Origin of the sequence: Parahoeflea alexandrii, from assembly GCF_024105735.1 — a bacterium.
Classification (GTDB): Bacteria; Pseudomonadota; Alphaproteobacteria; order Rhizobiales; family Rhizobiaceae; genus Hoeflea; species Hoeflea alexandrii.
In genome coordinates, this window is the sequence record NZ_JAAAML010000005.1 from 116,150 (window position 1) to 137,115 (window position 20,966).

The window sequence follows — 20,966 nt, forward strand, 5'->3', positions numbered from 1 at the left end:
AATTTCTCTTGAAGCTACAGTAGCTAGAGACATTAGAGTGGGCATCTGATGAAGACAAGGGCCCGGCGCTTACTCGCCATAGGGCGAAGGAAAGACGATGACGAAAATGGATTCAGATAACGAAATCACTTGCGACTGGACAGTGTCTGGCATGGACTGCGGATCCTGTGCGACGAAGATCAAGGATGCAGTGGCGCGGCTGCCAGGGGTGACCGGGGTTGAGGTCGGCATCATGTCCGAACGCCTGCGCCTGACGTTGGACGAAGGCAAGACAGGCCGCGACAAGATCGAGAAGACCGTTCGTGCGCTTGGATACGGCATTGCGTCGCGCGTAGCAGAGCAGGAACCGGCCGAAGCGCATGACCAAGATCAAAACGGCACCGGTCGCTCACAGGCAGTCAGCAAAGCAACGGACAATTCCGGCCACGGTAGCCCCGGCCACGTTCATGACGATCCTGCGGATCGGGGCAAACGCTGGTATCAGACTGCCAAGGGTAAACTGGTGATCTTTACCGCCCTGCTTCTGGTTGTCGCCTGGGGTGTGGAATTGATCGTACCAGAGGTCGGCAATTGGGCATTTGTCGCTGCCTGCCTGATCGGAGTTGCCCCCGTCGCACGTAGAGCGTTTGCAGCTTTGCGGATGGGACAGCCCTTCACCATTGAAAGCCTGATGACGATAGCTGCCATCGGCGCATTGTTCATTGATGCGGCAGAAGAAGCAGCTCTGGTTGTATTTCTCTTCGCTGTGGGTGAAGTTCTGGAAGGTGTTGCCGCGGGCAAGGCGCGCGACGGTATTCGCGCTCTTGCCAATCTCGTTCCGAAGACAGCGCTTCTGGAGATGAACGGCGCCACGCGCGAAGTGCCGGCGACAAGTCTTGCCGTAGGGCAAACCGTGCTCGTCCGTCCCGGTGATCGCATTCCGGCGGATGGTGAGATTAGGGAAGGCACCTCGGGTGTTGATGACAGCCCGGTGACGGGCGAGAGTGTTCCGGTGAACAAGGGGCCTGGTGATTCTGTCTTTGCGGGCTCCATCAACACCGAAGCCGCGCTGCGGATCACGGTGACTAAAACCGCCGAAGACAACACCATTTCGCGCATTATTCGCCTCGTTGAAGAGGCTGAAGAGGCACGCGCGCCGACCGAACGATTCATAGATCGCTTTAGTCGCTGGTATATGCCCGCTATCGTCACTGTTGCGGTTCTGGTCGTGCTGGTGCCGCCCCTGGCCTTTGGCCAGCCTTGGGACACATGGGTTTACCGCGGGCTGGCGCTGCTGCTGATCGGCTGCCCCTGTGCACTGGTGATCTCGGTTCCCGCCTCAATCGCTTCGGCGCTGTCGACGGGCGCACGGCGCGGCATTCTGATGAAAGGCGGTGCTGTGATCGAGGCGGCGGCGAAGGTATCTCGCGTTGCCTTTGACAAAACCGGGACACTTACTCATGGGCGACCTGTGGTAACGGATATCGTAACTTTTGGCACAACCACCGAGGCCGAACTTCTGGCTGTCGCAGCGGGCGTCGAAAGCGGCTCAAGCCATCCGTTGGCTGTCGCTATTCTGAACAAGGCCGAGGAGGAAGGCCTAACAATCCTGCCCTCACGCGATGCAAAGGCACTGATGGGTAAGGGTGTGATTGCCACGGTGGGTGATGCCTCTGCCTGGGTGACTTCACCCGGATATGCCAAGGACAATGCCGGGATTGACGATGCGGGCCTGGCCCAGACGACGGTGTTCGAGGAACAGGGCAAGACCGCCGTTGTGGTGTTCCGCGAAAAAACCTCGCTTGGCATCATCGCCATGCGTGACGAACCACGCGCGGATGCGCCCGAAGCGGTGCGCCAGTTGAAAGCAATGGGCATTACGCCGCTCATCCTGACCGGGGACAACCCGCGCACGGCCGCGGCGATCGCGGCAAGCCTGGGCATGGAGTACCAGGCCAACATGATGCCCGAGGACAAGCTAAGGGCAATTCGCGAGATGAGCGATCATGGCGGCGTGATGATGATCGGCGACGGCATCAACGACGCACCGGCGCTCAAGCAGGCAAGCGTTGGCGTTGCCATGGGTTCGGGAACCGATGTCGCGCTCGAAACGGCCGACACTGCCATCCTGCGCGACCGGGTGACCGACATTCCGGCCACCATCCGCCTCACCCGTGCGGCGATGGCCAATATCCGACAGAACGTCACCATTGCCCTCGGTTTGAAAGCGGTCTTCCTCGTAACTTCTGTTTTGGGGCTGACCGGCCTCTGGATCGCGATCATGGCCGACACGGGAGCGACGGTGCTCGTCACGTTGAACGCACTGCGACTGCTGCGCTTCAATCCAGAACGAGAGGGCTAACCCATGTTGCGATTGCCGCTTTACATGGACTGGGTCCCCGTGTTGGCGGGGGCCTATTTGCTCGCACGATCATGCCGCGCCCTCCTTGATCGGTCCAATTGCTACTGGCCGCCCGAAAGTCGCGATGGCGCGACCTATGCTGCTTTCATCTGGCCCTTTCGGGTACTGGTGGGAGGCCTGATTGTTGTGTCGCTTCTGGCCATCCCCGAGGTGGCTCCAGGGATAGCCTCCTCACGCTTCTGGGTCGGAGGTATCTTGTTGATCCTCGGCTTCGGAATCGCATTATTGGCAACGCTTCAATTGGGCTGGAGCGTGGCCTTTGGTGAGGACGGGCCCCTCAAGGAACGCGGCTGGTTCCGGTTCAGCCGCAATCCGATCTACCTCTCAACTTGGGCAGGTCTTGCGGGGTGGGCAATCCTGACCCCGAAACCCGAAATCTTGACAGCGCTGGCCCTCTGGGCAGCTGTATATCTGTGCGCGATCTTCCTGGAGGAAAGGGCATTGGCGCGTTCGTTTGGCACCAAATTTGCTGCATACAAGGTCCGAACCGCTCGCTTCCTGGGCTGGACTCGCGCGGAAGAAACACATGGAGCATGACATGATCAACTGGTATGGCTGGGCGGCACTGGCCTTTCTACTGGCCTATCTCGCGCTATTCTACTGGGGCACCTTCCGCGCCGCCAATGCCGCCGGTCGGACGGTCTGGCTGATCGGACAGGAAGGTGGCCATGATCGCCTGGCCGCTCTGGGTTACCGTGCCGCTTTCTCCATGGCTCTCTTCGGGCCGCTCATCTGGATGAACCTCCCCCTGGTGCAAAGGCTAGACCCGCTATGGACGGAAGGTAGTTTTCCTCTGCTCGGCACTCTGGGGCTCATTTCCGCGGGCACCGGCGCCCTGATTGCAATGGTGGCACAGCTGACAATGGGTGCCTCTTGGCGTGTGGGTGTCAAAGAAGGTGCAACCGGAGACCTCGTGTCGGGTGGTATCTTCAAGTTCAGCCGCAACCCGACCTTTGTCGGACAATTCCTGCTGCTAGTCGGTGTTGCCTTGGCTATCCCATCACTGCCAACGGCTGTGGCACCGCTGCTTTTTATCCGGTTGGCATCTTCACAGGTTCGATCCGAAGAAACCGCACTACGCGCGGCGATCGGGACCGAATACGAGGTCTATATGGCGTCCGTGCCGCGATGGATCGGACTATCCCGAAAAAAAGCTTCATGAAAGTTCCCCTGATGCTGTTTGTGATCGTTTCCGCTTTGGTTGTCGACCAACTGACCAAGGCCTTTGCGCTGTCTTTACTTTTGGCAGGCATGCCACTCTCTGTTCTGCCCGGCTTCAATCTCACGCTTGGCTTTAACGAAGGGGCAAGCTTCGGGATGTGGTCGGGCGTCATGGCTGGAAAGCCCTTGGTCATGGTCGGGATAACTGGCCTGTTGACGCTGGGTTTGGCCGTCATCGCGTTTCGCTCGCAGGCCCCACTGGAGCGCGCGGGGTGTGCACTGATCGTGGGCGGCGCGCTCGGCAATATTTTTGACAGGGTGCGGCAAGGCGCTGTGACCGACTTTCTCGATTTCTATTGGCGAGACTGGCATTGGCCGACGTTCAATTTTGCAGACATCTCAATTTTTCTAGGCGCCCTATTCATTCTAGTGGCGGCACTGTCGTCACCACGTCGAAAGAATTCTGACATTGACCAGAACTGACCAACAAAACCTGTCCCGCGATGACCTTCTGGTGTTGGTCGCATTTCTGATCGCTCTGGCGGCAACTCTTGGCGCTCTCTTTATTGGCGAAATCCTCGGGCAAATGCCGTGCACTCTATGCTGGTATCAACGCATTGCAATGTTTCCCTTGGTGCCCATTCTCGGCCTGTCGACTTGGCGCGGCGACGGCATGGCCCGCCTTTATGGCTCACCGCTAGCGCTGGCAGGCCTGGCACTGGCAGGCTGGCATTCTGGGCTCTACGCTGGTTGGATTCCGCAGGTGATTGCTCCATGCACCAAGGATGGTCCATCCTGCTCCGGTCCATCCCAGAGCATCCTTGGTCTTCCCATTCCCTACCTATCGCTGATCGCCTTTGTCGCGATCCTGGCATGTCTTGTTCTATTGAAAGGAAAACGCAAATGAACCGACGTACTCTCATGATTGGAGCGTCCACTTTCGGCCTCGCAGTTTTTGGCGGCGGCGTCTTTTTCTTGACTGGCCGTAGCCAACAGGTGGACCCTGACGCGGTTGTGGCGGTCGATCCGTTGCTGCTGGTTCGCAGCTATTCACCGAGTTTCGGCCCTGAACAGGCTCCGGTAACGCTTGTCGAATTCTTCGATCCGTCCTGCGAAGCCTGCAGGGCTTTTCATCCGGTGGTTCAAAAAATACGCACCGAGTTTCCTACGCAAGTGCGGATCGTCATACGCTATACCGTGTTCCATGAAGGCTCGGACGAGGCGGTACGTATCCTTGAGACAGCAAGGATGCAGGACAAGTTTGAGCCCGTGCTCGATGCGATTCTTGAACAGCAGCCTCGTTGGGCGTTGCACGATGGGCCGCGGCTGGACATAGCCTGGCAGATCTCAGAGACCGCCGGGCTCGACCTTGAAAAGGCCAAAAGCGACAGGCTGTTTCCAGGAATTACGGGTGTCCTCAATCAGGATATGGCGGATGTCAACGCTCTTGGAATCCGCCAAACTCCAACCTTTTTCCTGAACGGGCGTCAAATGTCAGAAATCAGCTTTGACGGTCTCATCGCTGATGTGCGCAGCGCCGTCGAGAACTCCTGAAAGACCTCTCAAGGTCGGTCGGCATAGGACTTGAACAGGGCAAGTGTCCGCTCGCTGACATGGTGCTCGATTCCCTCAGCGTCGAGTTCCGCCGTCTCGGCGTCAAGCCCGAGACGAATCAGGAACCTCAGGACGATCTCGTGCCGATTTCGGCATTCCTTGGCAAGCGCACGACCTTCGTCCGTCAGAAAAACCGAGCGATACTTCGCGCGAGTGATCAGTCCCTCCCGGGCAAGCCGGGCAAGCGCCTTCGTCACGGTCGGTGCCCGCACGCCCAACTGTGCAGCAATATCGACCGGCCGGGCCTCACCATGTTCGTGAATCAGATCCGCGATCAACTCAACATAGTCTTCAGCCAGCTCGTTGCGCCGCGCCTCCCGTACTCCCTGGAAAGCCTCGGCTCTGGCATCTGCAGGGCGCTCATCTGTCACCGAGGGGAGTTCAGCGGAGAAATCACTTTTGATCATAGCGGCCATGTTGCACAGCACGGCTTGACAAGTAAAGGCATTGCGTAGAAAGTTAGCCTCTACTAACTTTTTGTGTAGAGACTTTGCTCGCCAATCCCCCTGAGGAACACCTTATCCCATGCCCACCAATCTACGCAGCCACAAGCGCGATGCGCGGTCAGCTTTGGAAGTCTCACGGCCTATCTCAGCGCCTGACGACACCGCATTGTCTGTTGACCCGCAGCGTCGAGCCTTGCTGGTCGGAGGTATTGCCGCTGCGAGCGGCGCCGCCATGATGGCGAGTGGCGCAAGGTCGCAGACAAAACCTGATCCGACGACGGATCACGACATGTCCACCGTGATGGACGATCCCTATGCCGCGCCAATGCCTGGAATGGCTCACGGTAACATGACAACGATTGGCTTGGTTGACCACGCCAGGAACGGCTTCGATCCAACAACCATGCTTACGGACTGGGAGACGGGGCGGACCGAACAGTTGCCGGATGGTCGGACACTGCGCATCTTCGAAGTCGATGCTATCGACAAGGAAATCGAAATTGCACCCGGCGTCTTCTTCCCCGCATGGACCTTTAATGGCCGCGTTCCCGGTCCGGCTTTGAGGGCAAAGGAAGGAGAGCGGCTGCAGATCATTTTCCGCAACTTCGGTTCGCACCCCCATTCCATGCACTTCCACGGCATCCATTCGGCACGAATGGACGGCGTTCCCGGGGCTGGATTGATTGGTCCCGGCGAGGAATTCATCTACGAATTCGACGCCAAACCCTTCGGTTGCCACCTCTATCATTGCCACGCGCTACCGCTGAAGCGGCATATGCACAAGGGCATGTATGGCCTGTTCGTCATTGATCCGGACCCCGCCCTGCAACTCGAACATGCGGCAGCGGCTGCCTCCCGCGTGCTCGGCAGTCCGGAGAATGCTGAATGGCAGGAGATGGCGATGGTGATGAACGCTTTTGACACCAACTTCGATGGTGGGAACGAGGTCTATGCCTGTAACACTGTAGGTCAAGCATATATGAACGTGCCGATCCGCATCGACAAGTCGCGTCCGATCCGCATCTACCTGTTGAACGTGACCGAGTTTGACCCAATCAACTCCTTCCATCTACACGCCAACTTTTTTAACTATTATGATACCGGCACCACACTGACGCCAACACAGCGCACTGTGGATCTGATTATGCAGTGCCAGGCGCAGCGCGGAATCCTTGAGTTCAGTTTTGCTGAACACGAGCCCGGAATGTACATGTTTCACGCACACCAGTCCGAGTTCACCGAGCTCGGCTGGATCGGCATGTTTGACGTGCAGGAGTCCACCGCATGAGCGAGAACAGCCAACCCAAACTGGCCAATTCCGCCCTCACCCGGCTCGTGCTCGTGCTGTTGCCGCTGGCCACCATGCTTGTCGCCTTCGTCTGGATCGCCTCGCTCGACCCCTTGCGCAGTTTCAATAATGGCGCGCCGCCGGTTGAGGCCCTAACCGTGGAACGAACCATTCTCGACAAGACAGGGATCGGACTGCAAGTGCGCGCCGGAGGGTCGGACCCCATGGTCATCGCTCAAGTGGCGGTGGACGACGCATTCTGGTCCTTCACGCAGGACCCTGTCGGACCGATCACGCGAGGAGAGGCCGTCCGGGTGCAGATTCCCTATCCCTGGGTGCTTGGCGAGGCACATGTGGTCAAACTCCTATCCAACACCGGCACGGCGTTCGAACATGAAATCGCTGTCGCCGTGTCAACGCCAAAGGCAACGAAGTCCCAATTGCAGGCGCAGGCACTGGTCGGGGCAATCGTCGGTTTGCTCCCGGTGGCGCTCGGTTTGATGTTCTATCCGGCCATGCGTGGCGTCGGTCGGGCCGGGATGAACTTTTTGCTCGCGCTGACTGTGGGCCTGCTGGCGTTCCTCCTCATCGACATGACCGCCGAGGCACTGGAGTTGGCCTCCGAGGCAGCCGCATTGTTTCAAGGGTCCGCAATGGTCTGGCTGGCGGGCCTGGCGAGCTTTCTGCTGTTAATGGCGATCGGCCGCTGGCGTGGCCAACCCGAAGGTCTGGCGCTCGCATATTTCATCGCCCTTGGCATCGGGCTGCACAATTTCGGTGAGGGTCTGGCGATCGGCGGCGCCTTTGCAGCCGGATCGGCAGGGCTTGGTACCTTCCTCGTTCTAGGCTTTGCGCTGCATAATGTGACCGAGGGAATCGGCATCGCCGCACCCATGCTGCGGATCCGTCCTCCACTCTGGACATTTGTGGCGCTGACACTACTGGCCGGCGGTCCTGCCGTACTGGGTATGTGGGCGGGCAGTCTCGCCTATGCGCCACAATGGTCGGCATTAGTTCTGGCTGTAGGCGCGGGCGCAATCATGCAGGTCATGGTTGAGGTCGGCGCCTACCTGATGCGCCAGAATCCTGACCGCCAGGCCGTGTTGCTCTCGCCGGCTGTTCTGGGAGGTTTTCTTGGCGGGATCGCATTCATGTATGCCACTGCGGCGCTGATTAAGGTCTGACCCAACCGGCCCGGCCGAATCGTTCGGCAATAGTTTGCGCTACCGAATTGCCTCCGTGGGAACTTTCCCGCATGGCAGCAGTTCGGGCGCATGTTGGTCAGCGCGGCCTGTCAAGAAAGGCCGCACCATGAAAAGTTAGCGAAAGCTAATTATACATCTGTAGCCTCTCATAAGGTTTTTGATAGAAATCCGAATACCATGACCCGATCAGCCTGGCGCCAGGAGCGCGAAGCGCCCTCCATGTCGGAGCTGTTTAGAACCATCGCCGTGGGCAATGGAGGCACCAGCCGATTCCGCCGCTTTCTGGCCTTTGTCGGCCCCGGTTATCTAGTAGCTGTGGGCTACATGGACCCGGGTAACTGGGCAACATCGCTCGCGGGGGGCGCAGCGTTCGGCTACACGCTGCTGTTCGTGGCGCTTTTGTCCAACATCATGGCGATCCTGCTGCAGTCGCTGTGCGCGCGGCGGGCGGTCGCCTCGGGCTGATCCTGAATGGGGCGCGGTGATCGCCGGCTTTGCACCAAGCCGCGAGATTGTCAGCAATCCCACGATGCTCTATCTCGCGTTGGGGATCATCGGGGCGACCGTGATGCCACATAATCTTTATCTGCATTCCGGCATCGTGCAGACCCGCGCCTACGGACTTGATTTCGCCGCCAAACGCGAAGCACTGCGACATGCGACTGGGATTCGACCATCGCGCTAATGTTCGCTCTAACAATCAACGCCTCGATCTTGATCCTTGCAGCAGCGGCTTTCTACACTGTGGGCAAAAATGACCTGGCTGAAATCGACAAGGCGTATCTGCTCTTAGAGCCATTATTGGGGTCGGCGCTGGCGCCGATCCTGAATAGCCCCTAGATTTCTGGACACCTTCTTCCCTAATTTTGAGGCAAGGAGGCCATGATGGGCAAAGTCAATTTCAGTGATGATTTCAAGCGGGATGCGGTCGCTCAGATAACCGAGCGGGGTTACGCTGTTGCGGAGGTCTCGAAGCGTCTGGGCGTGAGCCCGCATTCGCTCTACGCGTGGACGAAGAAGTTCTCACGGCCGGCTGGCGGTGACGACAAGGATGCCGAGATCAGACGGTTGAAGCGCGAACTGACCAGGGTCACCGAGGAGCGCGACATCTTAAAAAAAGCCACCGCGTATTTCGCCAAGGATGCAAAGTGAGATACGCGTTCGTGGCAGAACATCGCCCGCTATTTTCGGTGCGGGCGATGTGCCGCTGCCTCCGCATCCAACCGAGCGGCTTTTATGCCTGGCTGAAGAACCCGTTGAGCAAACGGGCTCGCGAAGACGCGCGCCAGACCGAGCTCATACACAATGCATGGAAGGACAGCGGCAAGGTTTATGGCTATCGCAAGCTTCACGACGATCTGCTGGATCAGGGCGAGACGTGCTGTCCAAATCGCGTTGCACGTCTGGCCACACTGGCGGGCATCAAGGCCCAGATCGGCTACAAGCGTCGGCCAGGAAGCCATGGCGGCAGGCCGTCATTGGTCGTCGACAACACGCTGGATCGGCAGTTCGACGTGGAAGCGCCAGACACGGTGTGGGTGACGGACATAACCTACATCAGAACGCTGGAAGGCTTCGCCTATCTGGCGGTCGTGATCGACCTATACTCTCGTCGTGTCGTCGGTTGGTCGATACAGAGCCGTCAGACGACGGACGTGGTCCTGCAGGCTCTGCTCATGGCCGTGTGGCGTAGAAAGCCGAAGAACAGGGTGGTGATCCACTCGGATCAGGGTTCCCAATTCACCAGCATGGACTGGGCGTCATTCCTCAGGGCTCACAATCTGGAACACTCTATGAGCCGGCGAGGAAACTGCCACGACAACGCTGTCGCCGAGAGCTTCTTCAACCTGCTCAAGCGGGAGCGGATACGGCGTCGGACCTACAAGACACGCACCGAAGCTCGCCAGGATGTGTTCGACTACATCGAGATGTTCTACAACCCGAAGCGCAAGCATGTCAGGAACGGGATGCTGTCACCCGTCGAGTTCGAACGGCAGCAGAAAATGAAGACCGAGGGTGTCTAGAAAACTCGGGGCTATTCATCCTGTTTGACGTGGCACTGCTTTGCGCAGGCTTAAACTCAACCGTCACCGCGACCATGGCGGGTCAGATCGTGATGGAAGGGTTCATCCGACTTCGGCTGCCCCGTCGGCGCGGCGCCTGATCACCCGCGGCCTTGCGATCATGCCCGCAACCCTGGTGATCGTGCTCTATGGCAGCGAAGGTACTGAGAGCAATTGCTGATCTTGAGCCAGGTGGCGCTATACTTCCAACTCCCCTTCGCCATCGTGCCGCTGGTGATGTTCACAGCGAGCCGCGCCAATATGGGCGATCTGGTCGCGCCCCGCTGGCTCACCATAATCTGCGCTGATCGCAGTCATGATCATAGCCCTGAACATGAACCTGTTGGCGACCTTACTGTTGGCATGACAATACCGTGCGTGATGGCGGAATGTCGCACTTGAGGCTCTAGGGGCTTGAGGTCTTAAACAGCTCGTGTAGCGGAGACAAACGAACCGATGCGATTCACAGGCGTGCAGAAGATTCTCTGGGGTATGGCCGGTCTGGCTTCGCTGGCTTATGGCACGCTCGTCCTTATTGCGAACCACACACCGTTGCCCTCGATTGTTGCCCCCTTCCGGCCCACCTTCGCACTCCCCGACGCTGAGGGACGCCTGCGGAGCACGGTGGAATTTGCAGGAAAGCATCAGCTGGTATTCTTCGGATTTACCAATTGCCCTGACGTCTGTCCCACGACGCTGGCCGAGGTTGCTCAGGTATTGGACGGTCTTGGCGATCAGGCCACCCTTGTGCAACCGCTCTTTATCTCCATCGACCCCATAAGAGACCGCAGGCTGGGACTTGCAGATTTTACCGCAGCCTTCCACCCGTCGATCCTCGGTCTCGCGGGCGATGAGGCGCAGACCCGCGCCGCTGCCAGCAGTTTCCACATCTATTACGAGCGCGAGGTCAATGCCAACGCGTCGGATGGCTACACGATGTCGCACAGTCCATCGCTTTACCTGATAGGGCCTGACGGAGACTGGCTGCGCCAATTCAGTTACGGCACACCCGCAGACGAAATCCTGAACGACCTCAAGCAGAGATTGCGAACATCATGAGACACCTTTTGGCCTTCCTCGTCCTCAGCCTTGCAATCAGCCCGGCGATGGCGTGCGAAACCGTACAGCTCGGCTCACTTGAAATCTCGGAAGCCTGGTCGCGGGCTTCGATCGGAATGGCGCGGCCCGGTGCGTTCTACGTCACCATCCGCAACACCGGCGCGACGGACGATACGCTGACCGCCATCACCACTCCGGTGTCAGACAAGCCGATGCTGCACGAAACCGTGGTGAAGGATGGCGTGGCCTCGATGCCGCACGCGATGGCGATCCCCGTGCCGGCAGGCTCTACCATGGCGTTGGAACCGGGCGGCTATCACGGCATGCTGATGGGCCTCACAAAGGTGCTGAAGGAAGGCGAAGAATTTCCGGTCACGCTGACCTTTCGCGAAGCGGGGCATGTGACGGTTCCCGTATTGATCCGAGGTATGGGCGCGAGGGACGCTGGCTGCCCGGACATCAAAAAATGAGACGCCGGAGGTTACTTCTCGCCGGAGCCTCGGGCGTTGGGGCACTAATTATGACTCTCGGCCTCGGCTGGTGGCGGAGCCGTGGCGACGTTCAATCTGGCTCAAGCCTTATGCCTTTGCCGATAGGCGAGATGTCTTTCACCCTGACGGACCACCGCGGAGCGACTGTGAAGCCTTCTGACTGGATCGGCCGCCCAGCCATTATCTTTTTCGGCTTCACCTGGTGCCCGGATGTTTGTCCAACAACGCTGGGCGACATTACCCTCTGGCTGGAGGAACTCGGCCACGACGCAGACCGGCTCAACACGTTCCTGATCAGCGTTGATCCGGAGCGTGACACGCCTGAGGAGTTAGCGGCCTATCTGTCAAATTTCGATCCCAGAATTACCGGCCTGACCGGCCCCCTCGGCGAGATCGAACGCGCCGCGAAGGGGTTTCGCGCCACGTTCGAAAAGATTCCACGGGGGGATGGTTACACGATGAACCACACCGCTGGCGTGCTCCTGTTCCACGACGACGGCAGATTTGGCGGGATCGTCGATTACCACGAGGAACGGCGTTTCGCGCTGCCGAAAATCCGAAGGGTGCTAAAATGATCCTCTGAAGGGGTTCGGTTGCCCAGAGCAGATATCTTCATGGTGAATCATATGCGCAAAGGACGTCAACCTGATGACGAACTCTACCTAAAATCGGATGAGAAAACGGGTGACAGATCAAATCATGTCTCCCAACTATCCAAGAGTCGCAAAGAACATTGTATTTCGACCCGGGCAATGTCGGTTACTAAGCGACATGTATTCGATTGATACGCCACCACGCGTAAAAAATGCCGATCACCATAAGTAACAGCAGGAATACGCTGGCAGCACCCCAACCCGCGCTAACTGCCTGTTCAACTTGCGCCCCGAACGCGAAGCCGATAGCGACCAGGGCGAAAGTCCACACAACAGCGGATGCCGCATTGAGAGCTGTAAACTTGCTCCACGACATTGAGCCAAGCCCGATTGGAAGTGCCCCAATGGTTCGCATTCCTTTCGGGTATCTATAGAGAAAAATGTAAGCCCAGCCATATCGCGCGACCAGAGCTTTTGCTGCGTTAATCGCTCGTTGAACGCGGGGCCATTTATTTGACCAAGCATCGCCATATCGTCGTGCAATGGCGAACCTAGCTTCGTCGCCTAGATATCCACCTGCAAAAGTTGCCGCCACTACGGGCATGAGTTCCAGAACCCCTGCTTGCGCTGCATAGCCTGCAAAGAGGGGCAAGGCTCCACTTTTCAATGCGCAATAGACGAAGAGCAGTAGATAGATCCACGGACCATATTCCCGAACGAGTTCCAGCAGGCCGTCCATTTACTCTTCTCCACATCGGCTCGCCTAGAGGTATCGACGCACCGTCAATTTTAGTTCTGATACTCTGCGCCGTATTTCTCTTGCAGCCACGGCTCTTCAGCAATTAGCGCAATTGACAGCACGACAAGGCCAAATACTAAGACAAGCAGAGTCGATAAGGAAGCTGCTAGAACGCCCCACCCGAAAGGATTTGTAATCTCGGTTGGCGTTTGCCTGGAACAAGCTCGCTTCGGCTGGGAGACGTTTGCCGCTCACAAATCCTTCCTCAATGCAACGGGCCGTTCCACATATGAGGAAGAACCATCAAACGTTGCTCAATGTTTTCACACGAATAGCGTGCTCACTCGGATATGTCCGCTTGAAACTCTAGCCATGGAGAACCTACTATTTCTGCGATGATTCTGTGATGTACACCAGCAGAGATGGCAAGAATGGCCCGCAAGAAAGATGCTAATCGATTGCCTCTTGATAGCCGGTTTCAGTTCTCGGAGGATTCCTTTCGCGGTCGATCAGACAGATGGAATTCGCACCTCCGTTCTGCGATAGGGGTGGAGGACGGCGAACGCTATCTCTTGCGCCTGTTCTCGAAGACGAAAACGCCACTCGATCAAGACTTGATAGGCATCATTGCCCGTGCCCAAAGACGGGTCCGTCGCGTCATGACGTCAAAGGTCGCACGTGAGGTCTTGGTCCATGTAATCGAGGTCACCGAAGATGCCGACGAGATCGCCATCGTCATGCTCGACCCTGGCAGTCCGGTCGCGGGCTCATCGCATCGGGCGCGGACGCGCAAGAGCCGCTTTCTGGCAAGCGCCGGAAGAGCCATATTCTGGCGAAACCTCCGGAGGGTCGTCGAAGGTTTGCGACTCATCCACGAGGCCGGCATCGTCCATGGGTCCGTTTCAGAGCATACCATTTTTGCTGCAAGTGATGACGTCGAGGGTTATCGGCTTGGTGGCTTCGAAGCATGCATTCATATTTCTGATGGCACGCTCGGTGCCAATGACCACCTTTTCGACCCTTTGACGGCCATCTCTTTCAGGCAAGATTGGATAGACCTCGCTCGAACAGCCAAATCGCTCCTCGGCGTTGACGATGCCGAAGGTCCGGCTCTTTTGGCAATCGAACGCAAGCTGCTGGACCGGATGGGGGATCCTCCTCGATTCCAGCTCTTCGACGGAAGCGTGGTGATTGGAGAACTGGACGAGGTTGTAACCGAGATAGGTCGCGCGGGTACAAGCGCGGAAGGAGAGCTTGTCCTTTACCCTGCCCATGGCGTCGCCCAAAGAGACTTTCCCGCACTCACATCCGGCGCCATCCAGGCAAGCGAGATGGATGAGGTTTTCGGCTTTGTCGAGGACGATCTACTCAACCCATCTATTCGGGCAAAGTCAGCCGGACAGGACAAGCTTAGGCTGATAACCGATGTAGCGATCTACGATCTAAAATTGCAGAGCGACTATACCGCGACCATCGAAAGCGCCCACAAGAGGCAGGCAAGCGATTGGCTAGATAGCGCGGTCGAGATCCCGCATCGGTTGCAATTGTCACGACACCGCGGCGGCGCAAACGAGCGGGTACGCAAGCTTGGCCATGGTGCAAAGCGCTGGAAAGACCTGTTTAGCGATCCCGAAGCTTCACGCCGGCCGAAGGACGCGCCAACCTGGTATGCCCTCGTCTTGCTGGAAGCCTTCACATTGCTGCGGGAGCAATTTCGCATCTATCCTGTTCGGGTTATCGCTTCGATTGACAGTGAAGAAAAGGATCTCGTCAGCGTTCTTCTCCAGCCGGACCCCGAGCGCGACGAGCGCCGGGAGCGGCTTGGCCTGAAGAAGGCGCTCACCGCCCTGCAGAAGGAAATGCGCTACGATGACGGCAAGCCGAACTGGACGCTCTCGGCCAGCGAGGAACTTGTCTTCAGTCGCGAACGAAGCCCTGAACTGAGTTTTGAGGAAAGCTCTCTGATCGAGGGAGAGCTGACGCTCACATTCACAACCAGCCACCTACCGATGCAGGGCGAGCGGTTTTTTCTGCGCCCAAGGCGAGACACGGGTACGGAACGGGCAATTCGCCGCCGCCTACTCAATATCGTCGCGGCGCGTCAGAACCTCGAGCTACTCAGAGCTCTGGACGATCCGGCCCAGGTTGCTCTGGATGATACCTTGCGAGAAGTCGCCGCACCCGGTTCGGCGGTGGCAGGCATGGACCCATCCAAGCTTTCGGCTTGGAACAGTATCGTAGCCGGACGATCGATCAACGTCATCGTGGGCCCACCGGGTGTTGGTAAAACCTACCTGATCTCCAACCTCGTGAAGAGCATTATGGAGCAGACGCCGGATGCAAGGATTCTGGTTTCTGCGCAAAACCACGAGACGCTCGTTCATATGGAGAAAGAACTGCACGACATCCTCGCGGGCCATGCATCGATCATTGTGCGGGTGGAGAAGTCGCAAGTCAGCATCGAAGAGAGCACTTTGCGACAGAATTCGATCGTCCTGCTCCAAACGGCCTCGCAAAAAGGCGGCAATGGTTCCGCACTCATACAAAATCAAAGTCGCCAGATCGCCCAGACACTGCGGCCGGTCGACAATGCCGAACGGTCGCTGGCTGAGAGGGTATTGCGCGATACCGATAATCTGATGTTGCGGTCAGCCGATGTTACCCTGGCGACAACCTCGTCAAACACGATCGAGGAGATGATCGCTGACGGCGAACAGTTCGACTGGGTCTTCATTGAAGAGGCCGCCCGCGCCAATGGCGCCGAGCTGATCGGCGCGCTGCTCTTAGGCAACCGGCGTCTGATGATTGGCGACCATAAGCAATTGTCACCATTCGACTCCGGCGAGCGGCAACGATATTACGATCCTGCGGCCGCGGCGGAGCTGCTGGTCGACGCCCAGGAAAAGCTCTCGGCAATATTGGACTTGCCACCAGAGTTAGACGAGGCTCTTGGGATGCTGACGTCTCACGAGTTCCTGCTTAGAGACGTCCTGGCAATCGCAGCCCGTCTCGAAGAACCGTTCCGCGCGATTGCTGAACGTGAAGATGAGCGCGAGTTAGCAACAGGGCGGGCAAGCTCGATCTCGACCACCCTCCTTGAGCAGAGCCGGATGCATCCGGCGATATGCGAACTGGTTTCGAATACATTTTACCAGAAGAAACTGGTCTCTTCACCGCGCGTCGCCGAGCGCGAGCAGAAGGTGGGCGTTGCCAATAAAATGCCGACCTCACCAATCGTTCTTCTCGACCTTCCTTCGTTGAGCGTTGCCCGGCGAAAGGCTTTTGAGCAGAAGGTGAAAAAGTCTTACAAGAATGAGGTCGAGGCAAGCGCTCTCATCGCAGCCCTGAAGGATCTCAAACCGATATCCGGCAAAGATGGCCGACGTCCAACGCTGGTTGTTTTGTCGCCCTATCTGGCCCAAGTCGACCACCTGGAGCGAAAGCTCAGCCCCTTTATCGACATTGAGACTGACACGCTGCTCGGCTTTGCCAGCCCCCGAGGGAACGGCAAGTTCGTCTATACCAGCGATAGCTTCCAGGGTGGCGAAGCAGACGTCGTCCTGGCAAGCCTTGTTCGTAACAGCATCCACGTGGGCACCCGCGCGCTCGGGTTTATCAAGAACCCCCAGCGCATGAATGTTCTGCTCAGCCGCGCGAGACAAAAGCTTATCTTGGCAACAAGCAGGAAGTTCATCAGGAATGCCGTCAGCGGGATCGATCCGGATGGTGTGAACGAGGAGCTGCGGTTTCTAACACGGATGCTCAACGAGATTTCGCTCTTGGAGAAGAAGGATTTTCCACAAGTCGGGATGGGTGTCACGATCGTCCCTGTCGATGAAAACGGGAGGCTGGCACCGTGAGCAAGATCTATATTCCTGCTTGGCACTACAAGGCCCCAGGGCTTGTCCAACGCGTCTGGGGCTGGAGCCCGATCGAGGAAATGGTGTTGCTGACATTGGATGCAACGCCCGGCACGATCGACGACTTGGCGTCGTCACTTCACATTCCTCGCCAGGTCGCGGCATCGACCGTTGGACGCTTGATGCAGTTCGGATTGATCGAAGTTCGGATGTCGCCGCGGCCGATGCTGTCCACCAACCTTGTCGGACGTGACTTTATCCGCGGAAGCCGCGCATTACCCGAACGGTCTGCAGACCGGGAGATTGGGATCAGTGTCGTCTATGAAAAGGTTGGGGAATCCGTCTTTCGCAATCGTGATGTTGATACGGTACCGATCACCAAGCTCCCAAGATCCGGCAAAATTGTAGCCTTCCCGGTCGGCGAGCCGTTGGAAACCGACTATTCTATGATGCAGCGCGTCACTCAATTCATGTCCGGGACGCTGCGACCAGGTGAATGGCTTCGCGGGATACAGGCGAACAGCTCATATCTCGAGCGCAAATTTCTGGTGCTTGATCTCGATGACGTGAGAGACGGCGCGATGCCACCCGGCGCGAGCGAAAAACTTATCGAGGCACTCAGAGCGACGATCAAGACGGGCCAGTTGCCGGTTACCGCCCCGCCGGTCGCCGATGAGCCGCCAGCTATCGCGACGGAGATCAACGCCAACCAGATTGTGGTTGGGGCACGTCAACAGCTGGAGCGCTTCGAGCAGATTGTCAAAGCGGCAAGATCTCATATTTTCATTCTTTCGACGTTTGTCGCATCGCAAGATGACGACCGATGCAAAGAGAATCGTGAGCGCATGTGGAAAGCGCTGGAAGATGCGTGCAACCGCGGCGTGAAATGCCACTTGTTTTTCGGGACGTCGATCGAGGTGCCGAAAAACTCGATTGCCATGCATCATCTTGGCGAGAGATTATCCGCGATACGACGCACGCGCGGCTATGTGCTTGCCCATCGCGACACAGTCGAAAGCCATGCAAAATTCCTGGTCGCAGATGATGGACAAGGTGGAGCCGTCGTTTCCATGGGATCTTGTAACTTGTTGTCGTCGCCCTTCAGTGCAGTCGAAATTTCGGTCGAGCTGACAGAAGCCAATGCCGCAGGCGCGGCGATGGACGTCCTGCAATCCATCGTTTCCAAAATATCAAGTGCAGGCCAGTCGATTGAGGCGCTTCAGTTCATGGCATCTGAGCTGCGGCGCGACCGCGGCCGCGTGTCTGCGCCCGCTACAGTGGTGAGCTCGTTAAGGGCAACAATGCGGATCCTCCATGCGGCCGATCACAACCGTCTTCTGAGGCTCGCTGCCCACGATGCAAAGACCCGGTTTATTTGCTGCACCAATCGCGTCGGCGCGAACATGGTTCCGGCACTCTTCGATCCGGCCGAAGTCGCGAGCCAGCGCCTTAGCGAAGTGTCGATCTTCTATTCCAGGCGCGGCGGTCCGGTAAAGCGTGGTCATGTCAATGAACAACGCGAGCGGCTGAAGGGGGACGTAGACATCATTGGCGTCGCGGAACCTCAACTTCATGCAAAGTTCCTTGCATGGGATGACGATCATGTCGTTGTCAGCAGCCTGAATTGGGGTTCGCAGTCCGCGTCACTTGAGAACCCATTGGATGAGATCGGCCTCTACCTTGAAGGCCCCGGTCTCGCCACGCAACTCTTGCAGAAATTTGACGCCGAGCGAACCAGGACAGCGAAGGATTCTCTCGCCGGATGACGGATAGATCGAACGGTCGACTGGCTTTCGCGAATGCACTGCCACAGTCAAAATTGCTTTAGTGGCGAAGCTCGCGATCGTGTAGATTTAACATAGTGTTTGAATGCCAAAATACTGATTCTGAACGCGGAAATTGCTATGAAACGCCTTCATCATTTCTACGTCGCGACCGCGAAATTCGTATTTGTGCACCCGCAACACGGTATCGTATCCGTTCGCGACCCGATCCGAATTAGCGACGCGAGCCAGTATGGTCTGAGCCCGCTCCTGATATACGGCATGACCGTACCCGGCACGCCCATCCGCTGGACAACATTCTCATCTAGCGATAACCCGCAGCCGTTTCGTAGGGTGCTCTTTTCAGCGTGGTCGCAAGCTGAAGGTCTCCGCGGCCAGCCGGATGCCCTGATGGTCAGCCGGCACCTGGCACAATCTGACCCAACCCTTGAAACGGATCTCGCAACGATTGGGGTCGGTCTCGATATTGCCGGTCCGCGTGAGAAGTCTTTGCCCGCTTCTCTTCGGTCGGCTCAAGATAAAGCCAGATGGATCTCTAGCAGCAGCAGATCAGAGGCCTCCCCGGTTGATCAGGTGATCACCTCATTTTTGGGCGATGCACTGACCGACCATAATTTGAGGTCGAGGGACCGGCGACGCGATCTCGGCGATCGCGAGTTGGAAGAACGCATCGAGGCTTGGCTTGCATTACCTGCCCGCGAGCCGGATCCATCCTTCGCCACTGAGCAGGTATGGAAGCCGGGGCCATGGCTGACTTCGTGGGAAAGCTCGATCCCGCCGGATCGTGAGCGCTACTTTAGTCATAGCGGAATTGAACGCAGAACCTGGCTGCTGACTGGGCAGGAACCTCGCGACGAAATGGAGGACGAAGAGGAGAATTTCGGGGGCGGTTATGATAACGCGCCGGAAATCGCAAGCAATGTCGTTGCCTGCTGGCCAAATCCTCCAAAGGAGATCGCGCAGTCGCTCGGGACGACAGTCAAGGCGCTGCAATGGTTTCTCGACGACATGGCCAGCCTTGACCGCTCCAGGCGCTTCGCTCTTCTCGATATGCTTGGTATCGATTTCGACGAGCGTCTCGGCTGTTATGCCGCAAGCGGCCCGTGTGTCCTTGTGGCAAACAAGCCCGGTCCACTTGAGGACATCTACACAGACATGACCGGCGGCGGCGATGCCTGGCCGTGTGAGCTCGTCCCGGCCAAAGGGCAGGCCGATCCGAGCTGGAGATATGTGCTGATCAATCCCCATAGCCGGCCGCCATCCATCCTCATGGTGGCACGCGGCGACAAGATCGCCGACCGGCTGGGAGACCTCTTGTTGAACTTCGACGGAATCCGCAGGGTCGATCCTGTGCTTTACCGTGACGTCGCCTCCACATGCGCCAAGGCATGCCAGTCTCCCAGGGCAAATGGGCCCGCGATCAGGCATTTTTCCGATCGTTACAAGGACCTATGGGCCAACTGCATGTGGCTGCCGGGTGAAAATCAGGACGACGGCGAAGCATAGCAGAGGACGAGCGACGCAACCGACGAAGAGTCGTCCTGAACTCAATCAATCCCATCGAGTTCTGGATCAGAGTCCGCCACGGAACCATCTTCAACCCGCCGACTGAGCAATCCCGCATCCTCAAGCGCCTCCATGTCGGGCAGGTCGCGCAGAGTCTCCAACCCAAACGCGGACAAAAAGTGCTTAGTCGTCACATAGGTATACGGCGCCCCCGGCGTCGGACTTCGCGGTCCGGAGGAAAGAAACCCGGCGCCACGCAAAGCGCTGATCGTGTCGCGAGAAACCTCCTTGCCAAAGATCTTCGACAGCTCGCTTCTTGTCACTGGCTGGAAAGTAAGCATCCGGTGAACGCCGCAGGTTAGGCCGCTTGAGCGTTCAGCGCCTTTGTCATCCAATTCCATGGAAGCAATTGTTCCAGCCTACCGATCGGCGTGTCCGCGATGTTGGCGAGGACGTCGGCAAGCCAAGCCTGCGGATCAGTGTCGTTGAGCTTTGCGCTCATGAGCAGCGTTGCCATGAATGCGGCCCGATCCGCACCGCGGTCGGAACCTGCAAACAGCCACGATTTCCTACCCAGCGCGAAGCCTCGCAGCGCTCGTTCGGCGGCATTGTTGGTCAGGCAAATCCGGCCATCGTCGAGGAAGGCTGTGAAGCCGGACCAGCGCTTGAGCATGTAGTCCATCGCTTCGGCAACCGGAGAACTGCGGGACAGCTGTGACTTGGCACTTAATGATGAGACTGTCATCCCAACAAACT

The 20,966-nt window shown here is 57.8% G+C and carries 19 protein-coding genes and 3 pseudogenes; 18 read left to right on the forward strand and 4 right to left on the reverse strand.

The features are described 5' to 3' along the window. The first annotated feature begins 106 nt into the window (after positions 1–106). From GTW23_RS22605 to GTW23_RS22630, 6 genes are read left to right on the forward strand one after another with little or no spacing between them, the layout of a single operon-like run. The gene (locus GTW23_RS22605) at positions 107–2,341 is read left to right on the forward strand and encodes a heavy metal translocating P-type ATPase (protein WP_252917600.1); all 2,235 of its coding nucleotides are present in this window, start codon (positions 107–109) and stop codon (positions 2,339–2,341) included. A 3-nt stretch (positions 2,342–2,344) separates the two neighbouring features. Beyond that, the gene (locus GTW23_RS22610; RefSeq protein ID WP_252917601.1) at positions 2,345–2,938 is read left to right on the forward strand and encodes a methyltransferase family protein; all 594 of its coding nucleotides are present in this window, start codon (positions 2,345–2,347) and stop codon (positions 2,936–2,938) included. 1 nt (position 2,939) lies between these two features. Continuing rightward, a complete protein-coding gene (locus GTW23_RS22615) occupies positions 2,940–3,563 on the forward strand; it encodes a methyltransferase family protein (RefSeq protein ID WP_252917602.1) in 624 nt (207 codons plus the stop codon). Then, complete coding sequence (lspA, locus tag GTW23_RS22620; protein WP_252917603.1) at positions 3,560–4,045, forward strand: signal peptidase II; 486 nt, start codon at positions 3,560–3,562, stop codon at positions 4,043–4,045. Before GTW23_RS22615 ends, lspA begins: the two co-directional genes overlap by 4 nt. Beyond that, positions 4,032–4,469, forward strand: coding sequence for a disulfide bond formation protein B (locus GTW23_RS22625; protein WP_252917604.1), 438 nt, complete (start codon positions 4,032–4,034; stop codon positions 4,467–4,469). The genes lspA and GTW23_RS22625 overlap by 14 nt, the downstream gene beginning before the upstream one ends. Then, complete coding sequence (locus tag GTW23_RS22630; RefSeq protein WP_252917605.1) at positions 4,466–5,116, forward strand: DsbA family protein; 651 nt, start codon at positions 4,466–4,468, stop codon at positions 5,114–5,116. Before GTW23_RS22625 ends, GTW23_RS22630 begins: the two co-directional genes overlap by 4 nt. A gap of 8 nt (positions 5,117–5,124) precedes the next feature. Here GTW23_RS22630 and mntR read toward each other — a convergent pair whose 3' ends face one another. Further along, the gene (gene mntR, locus GTW23_RS22635; RefSeq protein ID WP_252917622.1) at positions 5,125–5,583 is read right to left on the reverse strand and encodes a manganese-binding transcriptional regulator MntR; all 459 of its coding nucleotides are present in this window, start codon (positions 5,581–5,583) and stop codon (positions 5,125–5,127) included. 118 nt (positions 5,584–5,701) lie between these two features. On the opposite strand from mntR, the gene GTW23_RS22640 reads away from it, so the two are divergent. From GTW23_RS22640 to GTW23_RS22675, 9 genes and pseudogenes are all read left to right on the forward strand, one after another. Next, positions 5,702–6,910: a multicopper oxidase domain-containing protein gene (locus tag GTW23_RS22640; RefSeq protein ID WP_382263533.1), complete on the forward strand. Its 1,209-nt coding sequence runs from the start codon at positions 5,702–5,704 to the stop codon at positions 6,908–6,910. After that, entirely contained in the window at positions 6,907–8,094 is a 1,188-nt protein-coding gene (locus GTW23_RS22645; RefSeq protein WP_252917606.1) for a ZIP family metal transporter, read from the forward strand. The genes GTW23_RS22640 and GTW23_RS22645 overlap by 4 nt, the downstream gene beginning before the upstream one ends. A gap of 198 nt (positions 8,095–8,292) precedes the next feature. Beyond that, positions 8,293–8,580, forward strand: a complete 288-nt coding sequence (locus GTW23_RS23580) for a divalent metal cation transporter (RefSeq protein WP_425602797.1) — start codon at positions 8,293–8,295, stop codon at positions 8,578–8,580. Positions 8,581–8,596: 16 nt separating this feature from the next. Beyond that, positions 8,597–8,955, forward strand: a pseudogene (locus tag GTW23_RS23585) (divalent metal cation transporter). A gap of 45 nt (positions 8,956–9,000) precedes the next feature. Beyond that, a protein-coding gene (locus GTW23_RS22655) for an IS3 family transposase (protein ID WP_252917607.1) occupies positions 9,001–10,139 on the forward strand; the annotation gives its coding sequence in 2 pieces (ribosomal slippage) (positions 9,001–9,238 and positions 9,238–10,139; 1,140 coding nt in all). 20 nt (positions 10,140–10,159) lie between these two features. After that, a pseudogene (locus tag GTW23_RS22660) lies at positions 10,160–10,545 on the forward strand (divalent metal cation transporter); the annotation flags it as partial. Positions 10,546–10,634: 89 nt separating this feature from the next. Then, positions 10,635–11,237, forward strand: a complete 603-nt coding sequence (locus tag GTW23_RS22665) for an SCO family protein (protein ID WP_252917608.1) — start codon at positions 10,635–10,637, stop codon at positions 11,235–11,237. Next, positions 11,234–11,707 (forward strand): copper chaperone PCu(A)C, encoded by a 474-nt coding sequence (locus GTW23_RS22670; protein WP_252917609.1) that lies wholly within the window; start codon positions 11,234–11,236, stop codon positions 11,705–11,707. Before GTW23_RS22665 ends, GTW23_RS22670 begins: the two co-directional genes overlap by 4 nt. Before the next feature lie 131 nt (positions 11,708–11,838). Beyond that, entirely contained in the window at positions 11,839–12,303 is a 465-nt protein-coding gene (locus tag GTW23_RS22675) for an SCO family protein (protein ID WP_267660738.1), read from the forward strand. Between the two features lie 187 nt (positions 12,304–12,490). On the opposite strand, the gene GTW23_RS22680 is transcribed toward GTW23_RS22675, so the two are convergent. Then, positions 12,491–13,060 carry a DedA family protein gene (locus GTW23_RS22680; protein ID WP_252917611.1) on the reverse strand — a complete coding sequence of 190 codons (570 nt, stop codon included), beginning with the start codon at positions 13,058–13,060 and terminating at the stop codon, positions 12,491–12,493. A 422-nt stretch (positions 13,061–13,482) separates the two neighbouring features. Between GTW23_RS22680 and GTW23_RS22685 the strand changes: the two genes are divergently transcribed. The 3 genes from GTW23_RS22685 (at position 13,483) to GTW23_RS22695 (ending at position 20,210) form a co-directional block, all read left to right on the forward strand. Beyond that, a complete protein-coding gene (locus GTW23_RS22685) occupies positions 13,483–16,920 on the forward strand; it encodes a DEAD/DEAH box helicase (protein ID WP_425602798.1) in 3,438 nt (1,145 codons plus the stop codon). Continuing rightward, positions 16,917–18,686, forward strand: coding sequence for a phospholipase D-like domain-containing protein (locus tag GTW23_RS22690; protein ID WP_252917613.1), 1,770 nt, complete (start codon positions 16,917–16,919; stop codon positions 18,684–18,686). The genes GTW23_RS22685 and GTW23_RS22690 overlap by 4 nt, the downstream gene beginning before the upstream one ends. A gap of 138 nt (positions 18,687–18,824) precedes the next feature. After that, entirely contained in the window at positions 18,825–20,210 is a 1,386-nt protein-coding gene (locus tag GTW23_RS22695; protein WP_252917614.1) for a hypothetical protein, read from the forward strand. A 41-nt stretch (positions 20,211–20,251) separates the two neighbouring features. Here GTW23_RS22695 and scpB read toward each other — a convergent pair. Then, positions 20,252–20,542 (reverse strand): annotated as a pseudogene (gene scpB, locus GTW23_RS22700) (SMC-Scp complex subunit ScpB); the annotation flags it as partial. Between the two features lie 26 nt (positions 20,543–20,568). After that, positions 20,569–20,966 (reverse strand): IS66 family transposase (locus GTW23_RS22705; protein WP_252917615.1); only part of this gene is annotated, 398 nt, incomplete at its 5' end.

Coding starts and splice junctions, on each gene's coding strand:
- GTW23_RS22610 (WP_252917601.1), top strand. CDS start 2,345: ATGTTGCGATTGCCGCTTTACATGGACTGGGTCCCCGTGTTGGCGGGG.
- GTW23_RS22695 (WP_252917614.1), top strand. CDS start 18,825: ATGAAACGCCTTCATCATTTCTACGTCGCGACCGCGAAATTCGTATTT.
- GTW23_RS22670 (WP_252917609.1), top strand. CDS start 11,234: ATGAGACACCTTTTGGCCTTCCTCGTCCTCAGCCTTGCAATCAGCCCG.
- GTW23_RS22615 (WP_252917602.1), top strand. CDS start 2,940: ATGATCAACTGGTATGGCTGGGCGGCACTGGCCTTTCTACTGGCCTAT.
- GTW23_RS22675 (WP_267660738.1), top strand. CDS start 11,839: ATGTCTTTCACCCTGACGGACCACCGCGGAGCGACTGTGAAGCCTTCT.
- GTW23_RS22630 (WP_252917605.1), top strand. CDS start 4,466: ATGAACCGACGTACTCTCATGATTGGAGCGTCCACTTTCGGCCTCGCA.
- GTW23_RS22685 (WP_425602798.1), top strand. CDS start 13,483: ATGGCAAGAATGGCCCGCAAGAAAGATGCTAATCGATTGCCTCTTGAT.
- lspA (WP_252917603.1), top strand. CDS start 3,560: ATGAAAGTTCCCCTGATGCTGTTTGTGATCGTTTCCGCTTTGGTTGTC.
- mntR (WP_252917622.1), bottom strand. CDS start 5,583: ATGATCAAAAGTGATTTCTCCGCTGAACTCCCCTCGGTGACAGATGAG.
- GTW23_RS22605 (WP_252917600.1), top strand. CDS start 107: ATGGATTCAGATAACGAAATCACTTGCGACTGGACAGTGTCTGGCATG.
- GTW23_RS22640 (WP_382263533.1), top strand. CDS start 5,702: ATGCCCACCAATCTACGCAGCCACAAGCGCGATGCGCGGTCAGCTTTG.
- GTW23_RS22680 (WP_252917611.1), bottom strand. CDS start 13,060: ATGGACGGCCTGCTGGAACTCGTTCGGGAATATGGTCCGTGGATCTAT.
- GTW23_RS22645 (WP_252917606.1), top strand. CDS start 6,907: ATGAGCGAGAACAGCCAACCCAAACTGGCCAATTCCGCCCTCACCCGG.
- GTW23_RS22665 (WP_252917608.1), top strand. CDS start 10,635: ATGCGATTCACAGGCGTGCAGAAGATTCTCTGGGGTATGGCCGGTCTG.
- GTW23_RS23580 (WP_425602797.1), top strand. CDS start 8,293: ATGACCCGATCAGCCTGGCGCCAGGAGCGCGAAGCGCCCTCCATGTCG.